The sequence below is a fragment of the Fluctibacter halophilus genome (assembly GCF_020687825.1).
GTDB classification, from domain to species: Bacteria; Pseudomonadota; Gammaproteobacteria; order Enterobacterales; family Alteromonadaceae; genus Fluctibacter; species Fluctibacter halophilus.
Genome location: NZ_JAJEWP010000003.1, coordinates 229,625 through 251,836, shown reverse-complemented (window position 1 = coordinate 251,836; position 22,212 = coordinate 229,625). Strand labels below are relative to the sequence as shown.

Here is a 22,212-nt window from a genome sequence, read left to right as displayed (position 1 = left end):
TGTGGTTATGCCGCCAACAAGCGCGACAGCTCGGCAAATGATGGGCGCGCCTGAATGTCCAGTGGTAACCGTAGCGTACGGGCCACATCACTGACCGAGATCACGCCCCGAATTTCGTGGTGTTTGCGATCAAGGACCAGACAATGGTGCTGTCCGCTGTCTTTCAGGGTCTGCACGATATCACCCACCGTCGATCTGACCAGTTGGTGATAATCAAAACACATCAGCTTTGCTTTCGGTTGCATGAAGTCTTCAACAACAAGATCTTCACGGGCGATACCCTTGGCAATGTGCTTCATGATCTCCTGCTCACTCAAGTCAGCGAGCGAAACAATGCCAATAAACTGTCCTTGTTCATCCAGCACCAGTTTCATTTTAACGTGAGACTGTTTCATCAGGCGCTCCAGCTCGACCGCCTTCATATGACGGTCAACCACAAGGGGCATCTGCCGCTTGAAGTCGGTAAAAATGGTCAGTGCCGAGGATGACAGTGACAGGTGTGCCTGGTGCTGAGGCCAGGCCAGTTTATCAATGGTTTCTGTGTTGTAGAGAGGTAATGCATGCATGGTAATTGCCCTCCGACGTATCCACATCAAACCTCCTCACAGAGGAGTATCCGGTGTCTACATCTCGCATAGTGCTTTTCGTTAATCAAAAATACTGGCGTGACAACGCCAACAACGTAAGGGGATTAACGCAAAGAGGGAGGACCACGTATGTTGTGGGGGCGGACATGAAGATCGACGCTGGCGATGCGCAAACCGGTGCGCTGTGTATTGACACCAGTGGACAGGTCAATCGGTTGCAGCAGCAATCCATCGTCGTTATCGTCATCAAGAATGTCAGTGAATAAGGCATCGGTAACCGGAGCGACCACCGGTTCGGCAACCAGTTTGTCAACACCCTGTACCGGATCGATCCTGTCAGACAGCGCGGACGCATTTACGCCACTGGCGACCGCCAGGACGAAACACAATCCATACAACCACTGCTTAATCATTATCTCGATCACTTTTTCTCATCTGTCTATCAGTATAGAGCGTTTTTTACTGCAATGATTCCATCGGCTCGACCGTTCACCGAAAAACTGCGTTGATTGAGCGTGCGCAATCGTCGCAGGGGAAAGGCAAACAAAAATGCAAAATGTTATTGATAATCATTTTCATTTAGGGCAATCTAACCCTGCCTGTATGACATCGGGTCTTCGGGTCCTGACTTGATGTCAATCTCCTGCGGGCATGCGCACCCATGCATGCCCGCTTTTTTTAAGCCCTATTAGGTTTCGCAGCCGTAACGTTCAAGCGACGAAACCCAAGGCTACAAACGCAATGTCATCGTTGTCGCAGCGGAAAACCCGACCAGCCATTTCAGGTAAGGAATGTGGTTGGTTTCAACCGCTTTAAAGCCTTTCGCCTCATACAGCTTTCTGGCCCTTGGATTCGAATCAATCACATCCAGTCGCACCGTATCGTAGCCCTGCTCTGTGGCATAGTGGATAATCGCGTCAAGCAGTTGAGAGCCAACCCCTTTACCGCGCACAGTTGGATCGACAACAATGCCGTCCATCACCAGCTCCTTGTCATCCGCTTCCCGCTCGAACAGGCTCAGCACCAGACAGGCCCACAGCCCTTTGAGGATACCCAGCTTTTTCAACAGGACAGAGGCACCAAGTCCGCCGGTCAATGAACCAGACGTCTGCTGGAAACCGGCCAACCCGACGATCTCACCCTGGGACAGCGCGACGAAAGAAAATGCAGGTTTGAAACTGCAGGACAGGATATCAATGCGTGTTTGTTTATCCGGTATCGCGCGCATGAACTTCGGCCCAAACGCCTCTTCGTACAATGTTGCGACCTGCGGGGATGCCGACAGATCCCATCCTTGCTGGATATGAATGTCCATTGCTCGCAGCGCTCCCTTTCACCTCATATCGCATCTGTTAAACGTGTTGTACCGGCTACCCGTCGTATTAACTGCATTCATTCGACGTACATGCTGTATACACTGACAATCACAGGGTTGCTGGTACGGTTTGAGTGTAAGATAAAGGGTTGGCAAAACCGGAGTACTTTGTTGCCTGAAATTGCAACAAATCTTGTATTTGCTTTAAACGGTGATGACTATGCTGCGTATGGGACCATATAAACATTGGGGGATAATGATATGCATATGAAACCATTCTGTGTGTTCGTTGCAGGGTGCACTTTGTTGCTGTGTTCACTGGCGAACGCAGAGCCGTTTCAGAATCCCGCGATTCAAACGCTGCCGCTCAAGGACAGTGCAACGGGGCACGACTATGAATTGTTCATCCGGTTACCCGACAGCTACGACGCAACCAATGATAAAACCCACCCGGTCATCTATATAGCCGATGCACTGTGGCACCTGGAGGTCTTATCAGGTGCGGTTGGCTATTTGATAGATGATGCTATTTTGGTCGGTGTGTCCTGGCAGCAAGGCATACCGGTGCAACAAAGTCGCATGCGCGATTACATGCCCAATGAATACGCAGGGACAGATTACAAACACCCAACGGGAAAAGCTGACCATCACCTTGCGTTTATCCGCAATGATGTGTTTCGCACCGTTGAAGAAAAGTACAACGCTGACCCCAATCAACGGACCTATTTTGGCTACTCTGTGAGTGGCACCTTCGGCAGCTATATCCTGTTGACCCAGCCAGAAACATTTCAAAACTACATCATAGGCAGTCCTGCCACGTTGTTCCAAGGGCATTTTATCCATGAATATGAACCGTTTTGGGGATCATTCCCATCCACTCTGAAAGCGAATGTTTTCGTCTCTGTAGGCTCAGACGAAGAGGCGGAATATATTCAGCACGCAACGAGTCTGGTTCAGTTCCTGAAGTCCAAAGCACAACACAGTGCGCAAATTGAATTTACCGTTTTGGCATCGCAAGATCACAGCTCGGCATTTCCGCTATCTGCGGTACAAAGCTTGTATTGGCTAAAAGACATACTCAACCACTGATCGCAGCCACAGTCCCCCTCCATCGTGAGTGACGACGTACACAGTGAGCTGACATATCGATTGCGGGCGTTATGGCGGGACGCTACGTGCAGGTAGTGGAGAGAGGCCCAAGTAAGTTAACTACGAAGAATCGTCATCCTCGCGCACGACTGCATGGATGCAGGAGGTAGAGCGACTCAGGAGACAAAGCCGAGGCGAGGACCTCCCACATTTATTGACTCACACGAATTAACACTGTTTTGGTTAGTCATCAACCCCATGGAGATTGCGGCCTCCGCCGCAATGACGGTAGCGTCTGCTGAACTTCGCTACAGCGGGCAGTAAAGCTCTGAATATGCAATGGAGATGAATGATAGCTAAGTGCCAGTAGTGGACGGTGGTTAAAGCAAAAGTGAATGGGGGCTTTGGTTGAATAGCGAGCTTTTAGCGTCGCAAATATAGGGCGCGGACATGCAGGCGACAATGGCGAAGCCGCCTGACTGTTTGTCTCCCAGACCGCCTGCGGGCGACATTTTTTTATTAGGAGACATCACTTGATACCTCCTTGTTTTTATAACCGGCTTTGGTTGCTACGAACATAACCATAATTGAAATTAAAGCGTCAAAGGCTAAATTAGTAGAAATATAACCACCTCCAACAAACAACATAAGTACGAAAGTTGATATTAACAAACTGCAAAAATACATCACAAACGCATGCAAATATGGCTTTTTATTTACACCTGTAGCAAACCACCAGAAAACCACAAAGGTTAAAGTGCCACCTACAATATACGACGTAGCCAGGAATGAAAAAGCAGTAGTAGCGATCCCAAAACGACTAAACACTAAAACCAGAATCGCATCACTCAATGCGGGCAAAAGAATTGATAAAGGGATAAACATAAAAATCCTTTTATACTGCAACATTCCCTTGTCTCCTAACGCCCGCATAAGGGGCTGATAATGCTTGGCTATACTTGTGCAGCGAAGCTGAACCGGCCAAGCGTCATCAGTCCCTTCACTTGATGCGCTTGTTAGGTAACTTACTCCAACAATGCTTCTTTGGTCTCTATGAGTAATTTTGCAACTTCAATCGCTTTACCATTATTTGGCGACATACCCATTGAGCCAGACTCTACTTTAACCAAGTATTCTGAAATTTCGTGATGTTTAGCCTCTGAAATGACTAAGCTGAATACTTTTGGAAGGTAAGAGTGGTATTCATCTCTGGCAAGAGGGATATCGGAAACTCCAATAGGATCCCAAAGATAATGAAGTATTTCATCTACTCGCCTATACAACTCTTGTTCTTCGGCGCTCAATTTCATCTTGAGTTACCTTAGAGTGTGTTACTGCGAATTCGCAATATGCCGGTTTCAGAGCCACTACGAAGTCCACAGTTGTCCATTGATTAACCCAATAGTAGCAATGAGTTAGCATGCATTGCTACTCTCGCGTTGCCATCGAGATTTTGTGGCAAGTGAAGAGAATAATAGCAGAGCCCAAAATGGGGTGATTGAACGTCTGCTCCTTGTCTTTAGAAGACCGACGTAACCGAACAAACCAAGGTCCACTCTTCGCTCTAAGCGTCCCTTGATAGAGAACGGGTTAATCATCCATGATTAACGCGGTGACTTTTTCAATAAAGTCGTCTTTGTGGATCGGCTTGACCACGAAGTCGTCGACACCGAGGGTTTTACATTCGGTCACCAGTTCACGGGTGGGTGTGGCGGTCATCATCAGAAAGGGAATGGCCGGGCAGCGCATACGGGATTTTTGCAGAAACGTCACACCATCAATGCCGGGCATGTTCCAGTCGCTGATGATCAAATCAATCGTGTCCCTGTCCGCTTGCTGAATGAATTTTAACGCCTCGACACTGTTATCGTAGGTCCAGATTTGCCCTGACACTGTCTTTGTCAGCATGTTTTCAAGCAGCTCCAGGGTAATGGCGTCGTCATCAACGACCAGAATGTTACGCATGTACATGGCAATGGTTCACTGTATTCCCTGTATTGACTATAGTGCCCCAGGCGTCAAAGTCCCAGTTGCGGCAATAAAAAAGGGCCTGAAAGGCCCTTTTAATCAATAGATTAATAAAGAACTATTATTCTACAGTTACGGACTTGGCCAGGTTGCGTGGCTGATCCACGTCGGTACCTTTGATCAGGGCCACGTGGTAAGACAGCAACTGCAACGGCAGAGTGTAGATGATTGGTGCAATGGACGCTTCACAATGGGGCACATTGATCACTCGCATTGTCTCATCGCTGGCAAACGCGGCATCTTTGTCGGCAAACACGTACATAATACCGCCACGGGCGCGCACTTCTTCGACGTTCGACTTGAGCTTTTCCAGCAATTCGTTGTTCGGCGCCACCACAATGACCGGCATCTCGTCATCGATCAGTGCCAGCGGGCCGTGCTTCAGCTCTCCGGATGCATACGCCTCGGCGTGAATATACGAGATTTCTTTAAGTTTCAGCGCCCCTTCCATGGCAATCGGGTACTGATCCCCCCGGCCCAGGAACAAGCTGTGTTGCTTATCGGCAAACTCTTCGGCCAGATCTTCGATACCGACCGCCAGACTCAGGGTTTCCTCCAGTTTGGCCGGCAGGCTGTGCAAGCCTTTAACAATCGCATCATGATCGTCTTTGCTCATGCCATTGTAACGACCCAGCGTCAGGGTCAGCATCAAAAATGCCGTCAGCTGGGTAGTAAACGCCTTGGTCGACGCCACACCGATTTCCGCCCCCGCTCGGGTCATGAAGGCAAGCGCTGACTCCCGGACCAGTGATGATCCTGGTACGTTACAGATGGTCAGGCTGGACATGTAACCTTGCTCTTTGGCCAGACGCAGCGCAGCCAGCGTGTCAGCGGTTTCTCCGGATTGGGAGATGGTTACCAGCAGACTGTCTGGGTGGACGAAGGACTTGCGATAACGAAATTCCGATGCAATTTCGACGTTGCAGGACACATTGGCGTATTGCTCCAGCCAATACTTGGCAGTCATGCCCGCATGGTAGCTGGTTCCGCAGGCCACGATCTGCACGTGCTTAACCTTGGCCAGGATATCGTCAGCACCGGCGCCGAAAATCCCGCCTTCGAGATCCGTTTCGCCCAAGCGACCTTGCAACGCATTGCGCACCACGATGGGCTGCTCATGGATTTCCTTGAGCATGTAATGACGATAGCCCGCTTTGTCACCGGCATCATGTTCGAGGTCGGAATCGACAATTTCCCGCTCAACCGGGCGGCCCTGACTGTCAAAAATCGCCACGCTGGTGCGGGTGATCTCCGCCACATCCCCTTCTTCCAGAAAGATAAAGCGACGGGTTACCGGCAACAGTGCCATCTGATCAGAGGCGATAAAATTCTCACCAATCCCCAGACCAATTACCAACGGGCTGCCAGAACGGGCTACCACCACCGTGCTGGGGTCAGTACGGTCCATGATCACCGTACCATATGCACCGTGAAACTGTTTTACCGCCAGTTGCACCGCTTCGAGCAATGAATCGGTGTCTTTGAGCATTTCATGTACGGTGTGCGCGATGGTTTCGGTATCGGTGTCAGAGGTAAAGCTATAGCCTTTTTTGACCAGCTCATCACGCAGTGACAGGTAATTTTCAATAATGCCATTGTGCACCACAGCCACCCGGTCGGTAGAGAAATGAGGGTGGGCATTGGCTTCGGTGACGCCACCGTGGGTTGCCCAGCGGGTGTGAGCGATGCCGGTTTGGCCCCTGACCGGATGCGCTGCGATGGCATCACTCAGTTCCTGCACTTTGCCGGTACGGCGGACACGTTGGAGTGCACCAGCGCCATCCAGTACCGCAACCCCGGCGGAGTCATACCCTCGGTATTCGAGGCGTCGCAGGCCTTCCAATAAAATCTCGACTACATTACGTTCGGCAATTGCCCCGACTATTCCACACATAGGAATTCTCCACTATCAGGCTGACGTCACCGGTGCGCACATCACTGTCACACCGTGTTGTTCAATTTGTTGTTTGGCATCTTGCGCTATCCCATCGTCGGTGACAAGTATCGACACCGCCGACCACGGCAATTCGACATTGGGTATTTTGCGAGACAGTTTGTCCGATTCGGCCATGATCACGACGCGCGCAGCAACGTCGGCCATGGCCTGACTCAGGTAGGTCAATTCGTTAAAGGTGGTTGTACCGCGGCTCACATCCAGGCCAGCGGCGCCCAAAAAGGCCCAGTCAAAGTTATAGGCCCGGATCATTTGTTCGGCTTGCTGGCCCTGGAAGGCGTGAGATTGGGGGTCCCAGGTACCACCGGACATCAACAGTTTAGGTTCATTTTCGGCCTGCAAGGCCAGATTGGCGACATGCAACGAGTTGGTCATGATCACCAGGCCGAGACGATGACGCAGGGCAGGCAGCAGTGCGGCAGTGGTGCTGCCACTGTCGATGATGATGCGATCATGATCACGCACCAATTCGGCCGCACACCGTGCAATGGCCTGTTTTTGTGGCGAGACTTTATCATCCCGTAACTCACCAGCGTCACTGGGCAGTAACACCGCCCCACCGAAGCGACGCAGCAACAGTCCGTTGCTTTCCAGCTCTGCCAGATCCTTGCGGATAGTCACTTCAGAGGTGTCAAACCGCTTGGCCAGTTCATCCACAGCCACTTCGCCCTGCAGATTGACCAGCTCGACAATCGCCCGGCGACGTTGTTGTGTGTTGCGCTTTTGCACCTGCCCACCCACCTTATATTTCATTTCGAAAGAAATGATAACACCATTTCTTTCATTTCGTAAACTGATGAGCAAAAAAAAGCCACCCAACGGTGGCTTCATCGTATTTGTGCGGTGTTTATTTCTTGGTTGGCCGTTGCCAACTGTCGATGTTGCGCTGCTTTGCCCGGCCAATCGCCAGGGTATTGTCCTCGACTTCTCGGGTGATCACCGAGCCGGCCCCCACCGTGGCATTGACTCCGATCACCGCAGGCGCCACCAGTGCGCTGTTGGAGCCGATAAAGGCGCCGTCTTTGATGATGGTTTTGAACTTGTTCACGCCATCGTAATTACAGGTGATGGTGCCCGCACCGATATTGGCGCCGGCGCCCACTTCTGTGTCTCCCAGGTAGGTCAGGTGGTTGGCTTTCGAGCCTTTGCCCAAGGTGGATTTCTTCATTTCAACAAAGTTACCCACTTTGGCACCTTCTTCCATGACGGCACCCGGACGTAAGCGACCAAATGGCCCCACCTGGCAAGCTGGGCCTACGCTGGCTTGTTCAATGATGCTGTTGGCCTCGATCACGGCGCCGGGGCCGATATCACAATCCTTAAGCACACAATTAGGGCCAATTTTCACCCCATCGGCCAGGGTCACATAGCCCTCAATGATCACATTCACGTCAATCACCACGTCTTCACCGACGGTCAGATCACCGCGCAGGTCGAAGCGGGCGGGATCGCGCAATGTTACCCCTTCCGCCATCAACCGGTTTGCCTGCTCGGCCTGCCAGGCACGTTCGATGTTGGCCAGTTGGGCGCGGTTGTTGATCCCTTCGACTTCCACCTCGGATGACGGATGGGATGCCTTGATGGTTTTTCCTTCTGCGGCCGCCATGCCGATGACATCGGTCAGATAGTACTCTCCCTGGGCATTGTCATTGCTCAGTGCCGATAACCAGCGCTTCAGATCCTGCGCTGACATCATCATCATGCCGGTATTGATTTCACGGATCTCACGCTGGGCGTCACTGGCATCTTTATGTTCTACAATGGCAACCACATTGTCTCCATCGCGCACAATACGTCCCATACCGGTGGGATCATCCAACTCAACGGTCAGCAATGCCACATCCGCGTTTTGCTTCACCTCGATCAGTTGGCGCAGGGTTTGTGCCTTGATCAGCGGCGCATCGCCGACCAGGATCAGCACATCTTCATCGTCTTTCAACGCCGGCACAGCTTGTTGCACCGCATGCCCGGTGCCCAATTGCTCGGCCTGCAAACACCACGTCAGGTTATCGTTATGGGCCAGCGCTGTTTTCAGCTGATCCTTACCATGCCCGTACACCAGATGTATCTGATCGGCGCCCAATTGGTTCACGGTATCAATGATATGTTGGACCATGGGCTTGTGGGCAATAGGGTGTAACACCTTGGGAAGCGAAGATTTCATCCGTGTGCCCTTGCCGGCAGCCAGGATAACTACTGAAAATGCCATAAGAATTCCTGTTCGATTTGTTAACCGCATTGTAAGGCCTGCTGATGCCTTATGCCAACCGCCTTGGCAATCTATTGTTGCTGGCATTTTAAGCACATTCTGAGTATCCTTTGCGCCATAATTAGCTGTGTGGTTTCTGATTTTATGTTGCGCTCCGCCAATATCATCATTGTTCTGATTGTCCTGTTGGCGGGTGCAGTGCTGTTTGGTGCTTACCAGGCAATCAGTAACGTGGTGGGTGAACAGAGCCGGATTCAGCTCCAAGCCACCTCACCGGTGTTTTCACTGGTCAACGAAGAATTGCTCAAACCCCTGCATTTCGCCCAGGCAATCGGCAGTGCTCACTACTTTCACGACTTATTTGCCACAGAAGCGGTGGATAAAGACGCTGTGATTGAACGCCTTCAAACCCTGAGCAAACAGTTTGATTTAAAGATTTTCGCCGCCAGTGAAAAAGCCCGTATGCAATATTTCGATGACGGCAACACGCTGGAACTGGTGCCAGGAAAAGTATTCTGGTATTTCGAGGCCAAACAACAACCCCGTGATCTGTTTGCTGATTTGGGCAGAGTCGGCGACGTGCATCTGTTTTTCGACACCAAAATCTACTCAGCCGAGGGCGAATTTCTTGGCATCGTCGGTACCGCCAAAAGCATGCGCGAGTTCGTCGACAAGTTCGATGAGTATAAAAACCTGTATGGCTACGACTTCCTGTTTGTAAATGACAATGATCAGATTGTATTGTCGTCGATGTCAGACCTGGTGGTGACCAATGAAAACATACCCGCCCTGAGTAACCTCAGTTGGTACGCGCGGGTAGGTGAACAGGACGATGTCATTGTTAACTCGCTGGTCAGTGTCAATCAGGAAGATTATCTGCTGTCGGAAATCCTGATCGAAGAGCTGGACTGGCGGGTGTTACTGCTGATCCCATTGGAAACCCGACAAGCGCACCTGACCCAGGCGTTCCTGACCAACACGGTCGGATTAATGACCCTGGTCGGCGTACTGGTATTGGTAACCTTCTTTCTGGTCATGCGCTTCAAACGCAATGTGGAAGACCAGGCCAGCATTGATGTTCTGACCGGCCTGCCTACCCGGGTACACATTTATCGCGCCTTTCAGCGCCTCAAGCGCAAACCTGGCAGGTTGTTTGTCATGATGGTCGACATTGACCACTTCAAAAAGATCAATGACAAACACGGGCATAACGTCGGTGACGCGGCGTTGCGCCATGTCGCAGACATCCTCAAACAGGAAGTCCGCCAGTTGGACACCATTGGTCGCTGGGGCGGAGAAGAATTTGTTGTCCTGCTGCCGGATGTATCTCGTGATCACGCGATGTCTGTTGCCGAGCGTGCACGGCAGCGCATTGTGGATGCACCCATGCCCCTGGAAGACGGTGAGCTGAGCATCACTGCCAGTTTTGGCCTGGCGCAAGGAAAAACCACCCGCTCACTGGCCAGCCTGCTGGCAGACGCTGATACCGCGTTGTACGAAGCCAAGCGTAGCGGTCGCAACCGGGTTTGCAGTTTCGAGTGATCACAGTCTCAGCAACAAAATTCTCTAGCACTCAGCGAGACCAGTCGGTAACATGGAATGGCACGCGCGTTCTTCGCCACGAAAAAGGTGACTCTTGAGTATCTTTCGGACACTGCACCGCAGTATTTTGTTTCTGTTTGCCATCGTTGTCATTGCCATCATTACCTTGGCACATTTCAGCGTTTCCAAAATCGTCGCTGAACAGAGCCGAATTCATCAGCAATCACTGTCACCGGCGTTATCCCTGATCACAGAGCACCTGATGAAGCCGCTGCATGTGTCTCAGACCCTGTCCAAGTCGAAAGAGCTTCAGGCCCTGATGGAGGCAGACACCATCGACGCTACAGCCGTGCATGAGACGTTGCAAAGGCTCGAAAAAGAATTTGGATTCTTATTTTTTATCGCCAGCGAGCCAGCACGCAGACAATATAACTCTGACGGCAGTGAACATGCGCTGGTTGAAGGGAAAGTGAATTGGTATTTCAAATACAAAGACAAACCCGAAAATGCGGTGGCTGACATCGGCAAATGGGAAGACACCCATTTTTATATCGATTTGAAGATCTATGACGACCAGGAACGCTTTCTGGGATTCTTCGGCACCGGTAAAAGCCTGCGCAGCTTCCTCGATCTGTTTGCGCAGTACAAACAACAATACGGTTATGACTTCATTTTTGTCGATGCCGACAAGAACATCACCTTGTCATCCGACCCCGATTTGGTCGCTGCCAATTCGAAGTTTCATCACCTGGCCGATCTGGCCTGGTATCGGGAAGCCATGGAAAACGGTGAAACATCGGTCAACAACCGCTTGATCGAGAAAGACGGTAAAGATTTTCTGGTTGCCGAAATCAACATCCAGCCCTTTGATTGGACCATGTATCTGCTCAGCCCCCTGAGTGAACGCCAGACAGCCCTCAGCCGAACCTTTATCTTCAGTATTATCAGTCTGTTGGTGGTGATTTTTGCCCTGTTTATGCTGATCTACAATCTGCTGTATTATTTCAAACGGGACATGCAGCGTAATGTTCAGATCGATCCGCTAACCAAGTTGCCCAACCGCAACAAAGTGGAATTGCGTTATGCCGAACTGGTGGATCAAAAACGTCCAATTGCGGTGATCCTGCTCGACATTGATCACTTCAAGGCGGTCAATGATACCCATGGCCATAACGCCGGTGATCACGTGTTACGCCAGGTGGCCAGCATGCTGGACAGCCAGCTACGTGAAGAAGACATTATCGGTCGTTGGGGCGGCGAAGAGTTTGTGATCCTGTTACCCGACACAACACCGGAACAAGCGTATGAAGTGGCGCAGAAACTGCGACTTCGGCTGGCCAACATGACCGCGTCAACCGGCTCTCTGGCATTGCAAATCACCGCCAGTTTCGGCGTGTCCTACACGGAAGGCGATCGCCCATTGGTAGAAGTGTTAGCCCGCGCAGATGATGCCTTGTATCAGGCAAAACGGGATGGCCGCAATCAGGTCAGGGTACAACTGACACACGCGGCCTAACTTGCCCGCGCTGCAATCCTGCGCCAGCGTAGCCAACCTGTGGTCATGCTGACACCGATGATGATCAACGCCGCCCCCACGATCAGGCGCGGGTACAGCACTTCGTCAAGAAACAGGATCCCCCACAACACACCGAACACCGTGACCAGATAGCCGACCGTCATCGCCTTGGCAGCACCGACGTTTTCAATCAGCCGAAAGTACAGCAAATAGGCCAACCCGGTACACGCAACGCCCAAAACGGCCACCTGAGTCCACGCAGATGCACTGGGCAAGGTTTGTGGCCAAGTCATTGCTGCCAGCGGCGCCAACACCAACGCGGCCATGATTTGACTGCCGGTTGCAATCGCCAGGGTACTCACCCCGGCCAATCGTTTCTTGGTATAACAGGCGGCTATCCCGTAGGAGGTGGTTGCACACAATGCCGCTGCAATGGGCAACAATCCGCTGATGGCGCCTTCATCAACCCGCAAGGAACTGACCACGACCACACCGATGAACCCGACGATAAGCCCCAACACGCCGCTGATCCCTAACTTGTCATGCAACCACACAACCGCCATCAACGCACCAAACATAGGGGCCGTGGCGTTCAGGATTGCGCCAAATCCGGCGCCCAGATGCACGGTTGCATAACTGAACAGACAAAACGGAATGGCCGTGTTAACCACACCAACGAACAATATCGGACGCCAGTAAAGGACAAAATCCGGCCACTTACGCCGCATCATCATGATTGGGATCAAGCACATTGCTGCAATACCGGTACGTACCGCCACCAGGGCAATTGCACCGAATTCAGGGGTGGCTGTACGCATGAACAGAAAAGACGCTCCCCACATTGCAGCCAACACAACCAATGCTAACCCGTCTTGCCATTTCATTACCTGCGTACTCCTCGTGCGCTCAACATGTTGTGTTCATGGGCCAGTAACCAGGCCTTACGATCTAACCCGCCGGCATAACCGGTCAATGCGCCACTGCGACCAATCACTCGGTGACAGGGGACAATGATCGAGACCGGATTACGCCCATTGGCTGCCCCAACCGCTCTGACCGCTCTGGGATTGCTCAGTCGTACTGCGATGTCACCGTAACTGCAGGTTGAACCATACGGAATGTCTATCAGCGATCCCCACACCTGGTGCTGAAATACGGTACCGTGAGGCACCAGCGGGATATCAAACGCAAACCGTGTGCCGGCAAAATAATCCTGCAACTGGGTTACTGCTGCATTTAACCACCGCTGTGCGTCCGGATCATTATTTATTGCTTTTGTGAATTCTTGTTCTTTATCAAACAAGGCCCACTGCAAGCCCTTTGGATTGCACTGTACGGTCAAATCGCCGAGTGGCGTTTTCACGGTTGTGCGGCTGATCTTATCACTGCCATTATTCATGCGAAGGCCCACAACTGAAACGTAAGATAACTGCGCCAGGGTGTCGCCATTTCAGGGCGCAAAGAGACGCTTTGCCGTTGTTTACGGATCACCAAATCTCCCTCCAAAAATATGTCAGGTTCTGAACATCCGCGCAGTTTTGCATACGCTACTGTCCACGGGCCAATGCCTTTCAGTGCCAACCAATTTTCCGGCTGCAACGCTGCCTGTGGTGCATCAACAAAAAAGGTCGCCAGCGTTCTCAACGCCTGGCGCCGAGCACCGGGCATGCGTAAAAAAGACAGTTCACTGTTGGCAACGGCCTCGGGCGTAGGGAAAAAACGTCCCGATGAATGGCATTGTCCCAATTCATCGACAACCCGGGTCACCAGACCAATCGCAGCGGTGACACTGACCTGTTGGCCGAGAACGGCCCGCACGCCCGCCTCAAACGGGTGCCAGACGCCTGGCAGCCGCAGGCCGGGTGTTTGCTGACCAACGTCAATCCCTGCGTCACTCAATCCCCTGGCAATGCTGGCCGGGTCGGCGTCCAGGTCCAGACAACGGCGCAACTGCTCTACCACCGGTTTCACGTAGCCGATGTCTGAGAGGCGCAACTGAACATCAAAGCGGTGGGCATCTGGTACATGCGTGGCGTGTATGTCGCCGGTCACGACAACCTGGCCGTTCTCACTAAAAAGATTTATTGTTCTTGAATAACTGTGCTCTGTCACAGTCTCCATCCCCTCTACCGCCCGAAGCGCCAGAAAACGTCTGACACCGAGCCAATCGTAAGGCGGTCGATAACTGAGGCTAAGGGTCAACGTGGACGGTAAATCAATATCAGCCCGACGCAGTTGTTTGGGAGTAAGATTAAAATGACGTCGCATATTGTCCTGCAACCGTCGGGCGCTCTGAAAGCCGCAGGCCTGAGCAACCTGTTCAACGGGCAATGGGCTTTGTTGCAGCAGTTGTTTGGCAAACAACAATTGTTCGGCCAACTGGAACTGTTTGGGGCTCACTCCCAGGCGCTGGTTAAACAGTTGTCGGCAGTACCGATCGGTGATACCCAACCGCTGCGCGATGGTAGCAATGTCCTGGTGCGGATTGGCCTTCAATAGACGGATAGCCCGCTCCAATGTGGTATCCACGCCCTTCCAGGCATACGAAGAAGGCGCACTGTCGGGCCGACAGCGGATACATGGCCGATAACCTGCCTGCACGGCCTGGTGAGCCAGGTCAAAATACTCAACATTGCTTTCTTTAGGCGCTGGCGCAGGGCAAATTGGCCGACAAAAAATGCCGGTGGTCTTCACCGCCACGAAAAAGCGACCATCGAAACGTCGGTCTCGCGCCAATCGCGCATTTTGAAATGCTTGTTGTTGCACGCAACCCCCAAACGGTTAACTCAGTGTCTGGAGTGTACGCTGATTGTCGACTAAAAACGCGCGGAAAACGGAACTGAATATCATGCTGCCGTTCGTCCAGCATTGTCCAAAACACGACCAAGTAACCCCTATACCCTTGCCAAAAGGGGGCAGAACAACGGATAATCAACGGACTAAAACAACAATAATATTGCGCTTATTCAAGATGCTTATCCGTTCCAGTTCCCATCATGCTGAGGCGTCATTGTGCTGAGGTTACTGTACCTGTTGGTGGCCTGTGGGATAATGGCACAGGCGACGGCCCAGGTTCATCCCGAACACCAATGGCTCGACAGCTTTGCGGAACATGTCCGTCAACAAGCCAAAGATCACAATATTCCTGGCATGGGGTTGGTGTTTGTCGAGCAGGGCCAACCAGCACACTTTGAGTTTTATGGTAAAACGGAACGCAACGGTGACGACATCGATGCGGACACGGTTTTCCGCCTGGCATCGGTTTCCAAAACCTTCACCGGCGTACTGATGGCCAAGCTGGTTGAACAGCGAAAGCTGGCCTGGCAAACCCCGTTGTCGCGCCTGGCACCTGAATTTGGCTTTACCCCTCAGGGACACGATCGTCTGACCCTGGCCCATTTGCTCAGCCAGTCCAGCGGCTTTTCACCCAATGCTTATGACAATCTCATTGAAGCCAATTATCCGTTGTCACGGGTATTGAACATGTTGGCCGATCTGGAACCTTTGTGTTCACCCGGCCGCTGCTACACCTATCAGAATGCGCTGTTTGGTGTGCTTGAGCACTACTTCGAGTCTCAGCAAAGCAGCTATCAGCAACAACTGACCCAACAATTATTTGTTCCTCTGAACATGCCCCATGCCAGTGTAGGCAAAGTGGCGTTGCAATCCTCAGACTCCTGGGCGAAGCCACATATCGCCATTACCCGCAGCAAATGGCGTAAAAGCCCGGTCGAAAATAATTATTACCGTTTCTCACCGGCTGCCGGCGTCAACGCCAGTCTGGCCGATATGGAAATATGGTTGCGGGCGTTGTTGGGTGAATACCCGGATGTAATGTCCCAGGAACTGGTGAGCACAGTAACCACACCACACATACGCACCCGACGTGAATTACGCCGTCGGGCATGGCGATCTTTTCTGAATGACGCGCACTATGGATTAGGCTGGCGAATCTACGATTTCAAAGGACACACCGTCAACTATCATGGCGGCTGGGTAAAAGGTTATCGCGCTGACGTGGCGTTTGTGCCCGAATTTGGTGTGGGCTACGCCATGTTGATGAATGCAGAATCCAATTTAATCAATGGCTTTACTGCGCAGTTCTGGTCACGCTTTTTTGCCATTCGACATGCCGAAGGCGAACAACTTCGACAACAGACTGCAGCCGAAGAATAGCAATAGCGACAAAAAAGCCACCTGGAAGGTGGCTTTATGATGGATTTTTACTAAACCTGCCGGGCGCGCTTGAGGTAGGTGTAACCACTCAGGCAATCCTCGTAAAAGTCGGTCCATTTTACCCCTTCCCGAGGCTGCATCGTACCTTCACTGATTTTCCGATCGATCTCACGCTTGACCGTTTGTGCCATGAACTGCGGGTTGTATTGCATGATTGACAGCACATCCTCCACCGAAGAGCCTTTAACAAACTCCTCAATGTAGAAATCCTGAGGATCATCATCGTGACTGAACACGTGCACTTCGTTCAGGCGACCAAACAGATTGTGCATATCGCCCATCACGTCCTGATAGGCGCCGGTCAGAAACAGACCAAGATAATAATCCTCTCCGGGCTTGAGGGTATGCATCGGGATCACGTCGGTGATTCCACCGGACATCACGAACTGGTCGATTTTACCATCACTGTCACAGGTAATATCTACCAGAGAGCAGTTCTCGGTCGGTTCTTCATTCATGCGTGATACCGGCACCACCGGCAGTACCTGCTCAATAGCCCAGGTGTCTGCCGCTGACTGAAATACGGAGAAATTACACAGGTACTGAGCAGACAGGTTGTAGTCCAGTTCCTGCAACTCTTCCGGCACAAACTCTTCTGCCTTCAGGCGTTTTTGCAGGCCGACCATAGTACGCCAATACAGGGTTTCTATCTTGCCCAGCTCCTCCAAGGAGACGACGCGCAACTTAAACGCATCCATGGCCTGTTCTTTCCACTGCGAGGCATCATTAAAGATTTCCTGGAAATTGTTTTGCGACATGACGGTTTCCGCCAACTCTCGCATGTTTTTCACCAGGTAATGTTCACCCTCTACGGCAACGGTATCCACTTCTGCGCTGTTGGCGCGGATCTCACCGACAATCTCAGTGATCACGCAGCTGTGATGGGCAGTGATCGCCCGGCCACTCTCGGTCACCAGATTGGGGTGCGGAACACCCTCCAGATCGCACACTTCTTTCATGCCAAAAACGATATCGGCAACGTATTCGCTCATGCTGTAGTTACGCGAAGAATCACTGGTGGACTGGCTACCGTCATAATCGATACCTAAACCACCACCGGCATCCACATACTCCAGCTCAAAGCCCATCCGATACAGCTCAGCGTAAATCCGCGCGCCTTCGTTGATGGCCTCTTTCACTGCACGAATGTCAGTGAGCTGGCTTCCGATATGGAAATGCAGCAATTTGAAGCAATCACCCATACCTTCACTTTCAAGGTAGCGGGCAGCTTTGATGATTTCCGAGATGGTCAGACCGAATTTGGCCCGATCGCCACCAGAACCTTCCCACTTACCACGACCCTTAACGGTCATTTTGGAGCGCAATCCAACCAGCGGTTTGATATCCAGTTGCTTGGCCAGTCGCACCAGCAGCAGCAATTCAGAAAACTTCTCAATCACAACGATAATGCGACGCCCCAGCTTACGCGCCAACAGGGCCAGACGCATAAATTCTTCGTCTTTGTAACCGTTCAGGATGGTCAGTGATTCCGGGTTGGTGTTGTACGCCAACACACTGAGCAATTCAGCTTTCGAGCCCGCCTCCAGACCATAATCATAGGGAGCACCGGCATCCACGATTTCTTCGACCACCTCACGCATCTGGTTAACTTTAACCGGATAAACCCCTTGGTAGCGTCCCTGGTATTCGGCTTCTTCAATCGTACTGATAAAAGCCTCATTGAGCGCGGCCACCTGACTGCGCAAAATGTCGTGAAAACGCAATACAACGGGAAATTGGATCCCTTCTTCTTTGATCTCTTCGATCACAGCCCGCATGTCGATACGCATGTCCGGGTTTGCCTGATCGGGTGTGATGTGCAGATTACCATTAGGGCCGATTTCAAAATAGCCGGCTCCCCAGCGCTTTACGCCATATAGCTTTTCTGCATCTTCAACTGTCCAGGAAGAATGTTTGTTCACAATTAACTCCATTGCCTTGCTGCGCCCGCAATTAGAGGGGCTCAGATGCCTTGCAAGTGGCGACCCACGTCGTCGCCCTGACCGGGTGGTTAAAAAAGGCCGCCATTATACGGATGACAAGGGCAAAACTTCACGTTTTTTTGCATCACTATGCTGATTTTTTTCATAGCCAGTCAATGGCGATAGCCAGATCGGCTTACTCACCTATGTCTTCGTTCCATAACGTCGGGTTGGCGTCAATAAAGTCGCGCATCAACGCAACACAGGTTGGATCCTGTAACACCGTCAACTCAACTCCGCGCTGGGTTAGCCATTGTTCCTCTCCGACAAAGGTTTTGTTTTCGCCAATGACCACTTGCGGTATGCCGTACAACAGTATGGTGCCTGAGCACATGGCACAGGGCGACAACGTTGTGTAGAGGACTGATTCACGATAAACGTTGGCCGACTGACGTCCTGCATTTTCCAGCGCATCCATCTCGCCGTGCAACACGACACTGCCTGATTGTACCCGGCGGTTATGCCCCCGACCAATAATGACTCCACGGTGTACCAGCACTGAACCAATGGGTATGCCCCCTTCAGCCAGACCTTTTTTAGCTTCCTCAATGGCAGCCTGCATAAATGGATCAGACATGACGTTCTCCCTGATGACCTAACAACGAACCTTAGACGGCAAGTGACGGCATTTCCAGATCAAACAAACTCAGCCATTGTTGCGCATCTTGAGGACGCAACACACGCTTAAAGTGCAGGTTGGGTAGCGTCGCAACAAAGGGGACCAATTGTTCCCCTTGAGTAAGGTGGTGGACCAGCCAGCATTCACACACCTGGTTTTTGCGATCCAGGTGGATATTGGCAACATTGTTACTGAACAAATTGCTGTCCACCTGCTGCAAGCCCCAGTCGCGCATATCCACCAGCATTCCCCACGGCTGATGATTGACGTTATTGATGGCTTGCGACAGGTCGTGGAGATAGTCTCGATCGCTGGCCAGGTCCCAGCGTCCGGTCAGCTTTACTGCCAGGACGTTATGCAGGATCTGAATCTCATAACCAGGTTGTTGGTTGGATGGCATTGCAAACGCTATCAGGTCAAAATATTGGGCCACGCTATCACATTTTACGCCCGGGTCCCAGTCTGAGCGATTTTGTCCTGAGGCGCGGCTGTGTTCACGTACCGCATTGCCACATCGCAGCGCTGATAACTGGCACCATACTCTGCCATCACTTCAGCATCGTGCACAAAGCCATGTTTTTCGTATAAATGTATCGCTGCTTCACAACGTTTATTGGTCAACAGGAATACCTGCTGACAGCCGAGAGCCTCAAACTGGCCGATAACATACACCAGCAGGCGCTCGCCAATATTCAGTCCACGGGCACTCGCCAGCACACCCATTTTGGTCAATTCAAACGTACCATTCCCCTTGTTGGCCAAGGCACAGGTGCCGACAATACCCAAATCGACATGCTCGGCAAACCAGATGTGCCCACCTTTGTTGATGATCGTTTCCCGGGGATAACGCAAAACGCGATCATCCACAGCCTCGACCCGAAACATGTCTTCAATCCAGGCTCTATTGATGCGGTCAAACGCACCGGCCAGCCCATCATTAAAAGGCAAAAACCGAATCTCAGAGGTGTTCATGCGCCTGTGTCCTTTGTAGCAGTGATTGTTGACTGAGCGCCGTTTCCAGCGCCCGTATGTGCGCCATAAGACGAGGATCTACCTCGTCACATAGCGCGATAGCGGCCCGTTCAACTGCCTGCCAAACCGGCTGGATGGCATCCACACACGCCACTCCCTCGGACGTTAATGACATCACCCGGCGCCGCCCATCTTGCGGACAGGTTGCCACTTCAACGAGTCCGGCTTGTTGCAACTGAGCGCAAAACTGGCTGATCGCGGGTTGAGAAATACCCAGTCGCTGGGCGGCATCCTGAATCGAAACAGCCTTGCTCTTGTAGAGCAGCGCCAACAATGGAAACCATTTGGGTTGAATGGGCATGTTGTAGTGTTTGTAGACTTCAGTCGCCTGTGTGACCAGCAGGTCACTAAGACGTTTCAGCCGACTCCCCAATGCCAGCGGGCCTAACTCATCAATAAAATCCATACGACAACCATAAAAGCAATTATATAATTACTTATATATAAAATTGTCTGCAAAAACACAATACTCCTCACAACAATTTTTCTATCACTGACAAAGGGGCCAGTGCCCCAGCCGGTCAGAATGGACAGCTCTTATTCGCAGGGCATGCTGCAGCGGCGTAAATTTTCACGGCGCAAAAAACCGCGCAACAAATTCGCCGAAACGGCATTTCTGACGTTTAATTGAAGTACCGAGCGACGCATACAGCGCACCGTCGGAAGATTTTCATCACTGACCTGTGTCTAAGGAAACAACCATGTTCAAATGTGTAAAAGCATCCCTGGCAATTGCAACCCTTTCATTGATTGCAGCCCCCATTGCTCACGCCGGTGTCGAAGATGCATTGCAAAATATCTGCACCATTGTCAAAGCCGACGACAAAGCCGAGCTGCGTAAAAAAATGAAAGCCGTTGAAACCGACTATCGACTAAAGCTTCAGGACTACTACAACGGCATATCCTGTGGCGGTGATAGTCTGATACGCCACGCCTTTGTCAACAATGCTGTAGAAGCCGGAACCCTGTTGATCAAAAAAATGCCGAAGAGCCAGTTGAATGCACCGGAAACCGACGGCCAAACGCTACGTGCCTGGGTATCCGACAAGGGATTAATGGACACGCCGCTCGCAGCCGTGCTCAACGAGCGGATTTAACCAACCTCAAAACACCAGGCTGCCTTTTACACACCGGCAGTCTGGTTTTCTGTACCGTTGAAATCCTCACGACGAAGATGCCACAATAGGGTCTTCTTTTTTCTGTCAGCCATTCATCCATGCACGTCATGATATTAGGTGGTACCGGCAACATCGGCGCCGCCATTGTTAACCAGTTGCATCAGCAGGGCGCAACACTGTCCGTGCTGTGTCGCAGTACCGCGAGTTGTCAAAAAGCGGAATCGATGGGCGCTACCCCGTTACAGGGCGATTTATGCGATCCAACTCGCTGGGCTCGCCATTTACAAACTGCAGACGCACTTGTTCATGTGGCATGCAATTTTGACCATGCCATGGCAGCAACCGACCATCATGTAACGACCGCCATCATCGAACAGGCGAAAATTCGCTCCGCGGCACTGAAAGTGCTGTACACCGGTGGCATCTGGTGTTTTGGCAGTGCCGATGAGGTCATCACCGAACAGACTCAAAAAGCGCCTGTTGAGGCCTTTCGATGGATGGTCGAAAACGGCCAGAAACTGCAAAATGCACAGGGACTGGAAACCCAAATCATTCACCCAGCCAACGTGGTGTCTTTCGACCAGCAACTTATTCCCTCCATCCTCCACCACGAATTAGCTGACACCGGAAGCGTCCGTGTACCGGTTGATAAAATCCATCACTGGCCACGAGTTGAAGTCAACAATCTCGCTGAAATGTATGTGTTGGCATTGTCAGGTGGCGCAGCCGGCAACGAATACCTGGCCGCCGCCGATGGTGGCACACGGTTGGAGGACATAGCGGCTCCCCTGATGCCAGAGGGTAGCAACCCTGTTGAAGTATTACCCATCGAATACTGGACCCAAAAATACGGTCACTGGGCCAGTGGCTATGCCTGCAACCAGCAAGTATCTAGTCAACACGCGCTCGACACCCTGGGTTGGCAAGCAAAGCATTTTTAAACCGCGCCTAGCGCGCTCTCTCCTTTCAGAAACGGCTATTTTTG

Annotated in this window: 23 protein-coding genes; 6 read left to right on the top strand and 17 right to left on the bottom strand. The window is 51.7% G+C overall.

Translation table 11 applies throughout. From position 1 onward, the window contains the following. Positions 1–5: 5 nt before the first annotated feature. From LJ739_RS12820 to LJ739_RS12810, 3 genes are all read right to left on the bottom strand, one after another. On the bottom strand, positions 6–566 hold the full coding sequence (locus LJ739_RS12820; RefSeq protein WP_229161078.1) for a CBS domain-containing protein: 561 nt from the start codon (positions 564–566) through the stop codon (positions 6–8). Between the two features lie 125 nt (positions 567–691). Continuing rightward, on the bottom strand, positions 692–1,000 hold the full coding sequence (locus tag LJ739_RS12815) for a hypothetical protein (protein WP_229161076.1): 309 nt from the start codon (positions 998–1,000) through the stop codon (positions 692–694). Positions 1,001–1,317: 317 nt separating this feature from the next. Beyond that, the gene (locus tag LJ739_RS12810; protein ID WP_229161074.1) at positions 1,318–1,902 is read right to left on the bottom strand and encodes a GNAT family N-acetyltransferase; all 585 of its coding nucleotides are present in this window, start codon (positions 1,900–1,902) and stop codon (positions 1,318–1,320) included. 261 nt (positions 1,903–2,163) lie between these two features. Between LJ739_RS12810 and LJ739_RS12805 the strand changes: the two genes are divergently transcribed. Next, entirely contained in the window at positions 2,164–2,991 is an 828-nt protein-coding gene (locus LJ739_RS12805) for an alpha/beta hydrolase (RefSeq protein ID WP_229161072.1), read from the top strand. A gap of 519 nt (positions 2,992–3,510) precedes the next feature. Here the strand turns inward: LJ739_RS12805 and LJ739_RS12800 are convergent. The 6 genes from LJ739_RS12800 to glmU form a co-directional block, all read right to left on the bottom strand. Beyond that, positions 3,511–3,900, bottom strand: coding sequence for a hypothetical protein (locus LJ739_RS12800; RefSeq protein WP_229161070.1), 390 nt, complete (start codon positions 3,898–3,900; stop codon positions 3,511–3,513). 116 nt (positions 3,901–4,016) lie between these two features. Then, complete coding sequence (locus LJ739_RS12795; RefSeq protein ID WP_229161068.1) at positions 4,017–4,301, bottom strand: hypothetical protein; 285 nt, start codon at positions 4,299–4,301, stop codon at positions 4,017–4,019. A 280-nt stretch (positions 4,302–4,581) separates the two neighbouring features. Continuing rightward, positions 4,582–4,962: a response regulator gene (locus LJ739_RS12790; RefSeq protein WP_229161066.1), complete on the bottom strand. Its 381-nt coding sequence runs from the start codon at positions 4,960–4,962 to the stop codon at positions 4,582–4,584. Between the two features lie 118 nt (positions 4,963–5,080). Next, positions 5,081–6,913, bottom strand: a complete 1,833-nt coding sequence (glmS, locus tag LJ739_RS12785) for a glutamine--fructose-6-phosphate transaminase (isomerizing) (protein WP_229161065.1) — start codon at positions 6,911–6,913, stop codon at positions 5,081–5,083. A gap of 15 nt (positions 6,914–6,928) precedes the next feature. Further along, entirely contained in the window at positions 6,929–7,702 is a 774-nt protein-coding gene (locus LJ739_RS12780; RefSeq protein WP_229161064.1) for a DeoR/GlpR family DNA-binding transcription regulator, read from the bottom strand. 118 nt (positions 7,703–7,820) lie between these two features. After that, positions 7,821–9,182, bottom strand: coding sequence for a bifunctional UDP-N-acetylglucosamine diphosphorylase/glucosamine-1-phosphate N-acetyltransferase GlmU (gene glmU / locus LJ739_RS12775; RefSeq protein WP_229161063.1), 1,362 nt, complete (start codon positions 9,180–9,182; stop codon positions 7,821–7,823). Between the two features lie 144 nt (positions 9,183–9,326). Here glmU and LJ739_RS12770 point away from each other — a divergent pair, with 144 nt between their 5' ends. Both LJ739_RS12770 and LJ739_RS12765 read left to right on the top strand, forming a co-directional pair. After that, positions 9,327–10,724, top strand: coding sequence for a sensor domain-containing diguanylate cyclase (locus tag LJ739_RS12770; RefSeq protein WP_229161062.1), 1,398 nt, complete (start codon positions 9,327–9,329; stop codon positions 10,722–10,724). 94 nt (positions 10,725–10,818) lie between these two features. After that, positions 10,819–12,240 (top strand): sensor domain-containing diguanylate cyclase, encoded by a 1,422-nt coding sequence (locus LJ739_RS12765; protein ID WP_229161061.1) that lies wholly within the window; start codon positions 10,819–10,821, stop codon positions 12,238–12,240. Here the strand turns inward: LJ739_RS12765 and LJ739_RS12760 are convergent. The 3 genes from LJ739_RS12760 to LJ739_RS12750 are packed head-to-tail and all read right to left on the bottom strand — an operon-like array spanning position 12,237 to position 15,006. Next, complete coding sequence (locus LJ739_RS12760) at positions 12,237–13,124, bottom strand: DMT family transporter (protein WP_229161060.1); 888 nt, start codon at positions 13,122–13,124, stop codon at positions 12,237–12,239. The genes LJ739_RS12765 and LJ739_RS12760 overlap by 4 nt on opposite strands. Then, entirely contained in the window at positions 13,124–13,639 is a 516-nt protein-coding gene (locus LJ739_RS12755) for a methylated-DNA--[protein]-cysteine S-methyltransferase (protein ID WP_229161059.1), read from the bottom strand. Before LJ739_RS12755 ends, LJ739_RS12760 begins: the two co-directional genes overlap by 1 nt. Beyond that, on the bottom strand, positions 13,636–15,006 hold the full coding sequence (locus LJ739_RS12750; protein WP_229161057.1) for a DNA-3-methyladenine glycosylase 2 family protein: 1,371 nt from the start codon (positions 15,004–15,006) through the stop codon (positions 13,636–13,638). Before LJ739_RS12750 ends, LJ739_RS12755 begins: the two co-directional genes overlap by 4 nt. Positions 15,007–15,291: 285 nt before the next feature. Here LJ739_RS12750 and LJ739_RS12745 point away from each other — a divergent pair, with 285 nt between their 5' ends. Then, positions 15,292–16,416 carry a serine hydrolase domain-containing protein gene (locus LJ739_RS12745; protein WP_407646784.1) on the top strand — a complete coding sequence of 375 codons (1,125 nt, stop codon included), beginning with the start codon at positions 15,292–15,294 and terminating at the stop codon, positions 16,414–16,416. A 50-nt stretch (positions 16,417–16,466) separates the two neighbouring features. Here LJ739_RS12745 and speA read toward each other — a convergent pair whose 3' ends face one another. The 5 genes from speA to LJ739_RS12720 form a co-directional block, all read right to left on the bottom strand. Continuing rightward, positions 16,467–18,398 carry a biosynthetic arginine decarboxylase gene (gene speA / locus LJ739_RS12740; protein ID WP_407646783.1) on the bottom strand — a complete coding sequence of 644 codons (1,932 nt, stop codon included), beginning with the start codon at positions 18,396–18,398 and terminating at the stop codon, positions 16,467–16,469. A 196-nt stretch (positions 18,399–18,594) separates the two neighbouring features. Continuing rightward, positions 18,595–19,035, bottom strand: a complete 441-nt coding sequence (locus tag LJ739_RS12735; RefSeq protein ID WP_229161051.1) for a nucleoside deaminase — start codon at positions 19,033–19,035, stop codon at positions 18,595–18,597. A gap of 31 nt (positions 19,036–19,066) precedes the next feature. Next, entirely contained in the window at positions 19,067–19,510 is a 444-nt protein-coding gene (locus LJ739_RS12730; RefSeq protein ID WP_229161049.1) for a hypothetical protein, read from the bottom strand. Between the two features lie 11 nt (positions 19,511–19,521). After that, on the bottom strand, positions 19,522–20,049 hold the full coding sequence (locus LJ739_RS12725) for a GNAT family N-acetyltransferase (protein WP_229161047.1): 528 nt from the start codon (positions 20,047–20,049) through the stop codon (positions 19,522–19,524). Further along, positions 20,036–20,515: a MarR family winged helix-turn-helix transcriptional regulator gene (locus LJ739_RS12720; protein WP_229161045.1), complete on the bottom strand. Its 480-nt coding sequence runs from the start codon at positions 20,513–20,515 to the stop codon at positions 20,036–20,038. The genes LJ739_RS12725 and LJ739_RS12720 overlap by 14 nt, the downstream gene beginning before the upstream one ends. Before the next feature lie 295 nt (positions 20,516–20,810). On the opposite strand from LJ739_RS12720, the gene LJ739_RS12715 reads away from it, so the two are divergent. Beyond that, the gene (locus LJ739_RS12715) at positions 20,811–21,206 is read left to right on the top strand and encodes a DUF3718 domain-containing protein (RefSeq protein WP_229161043.1); all 396 of its coding nucleotides are present in this window, start codon (positions 20,811–20,813) and stop codon (positions 21,204–21,206) included. A 119-nt stretch (positions 21,207–21,325) separates the two neighbouring features. After that, on the top strand, positions 21,326–22,168 hold the full coding sequence (locus tag LJ739_RS12710; protein WP_229161041.1) for an NAD-dependent epimerase/dehydratase family protein: 843 nt from the start codon (positions 21,326–21,328) through the stop codon (positions 22,166–22,168). The last annotated feature ends 44 nt before the right edge of the window (positions 22,169–22,212 follow it).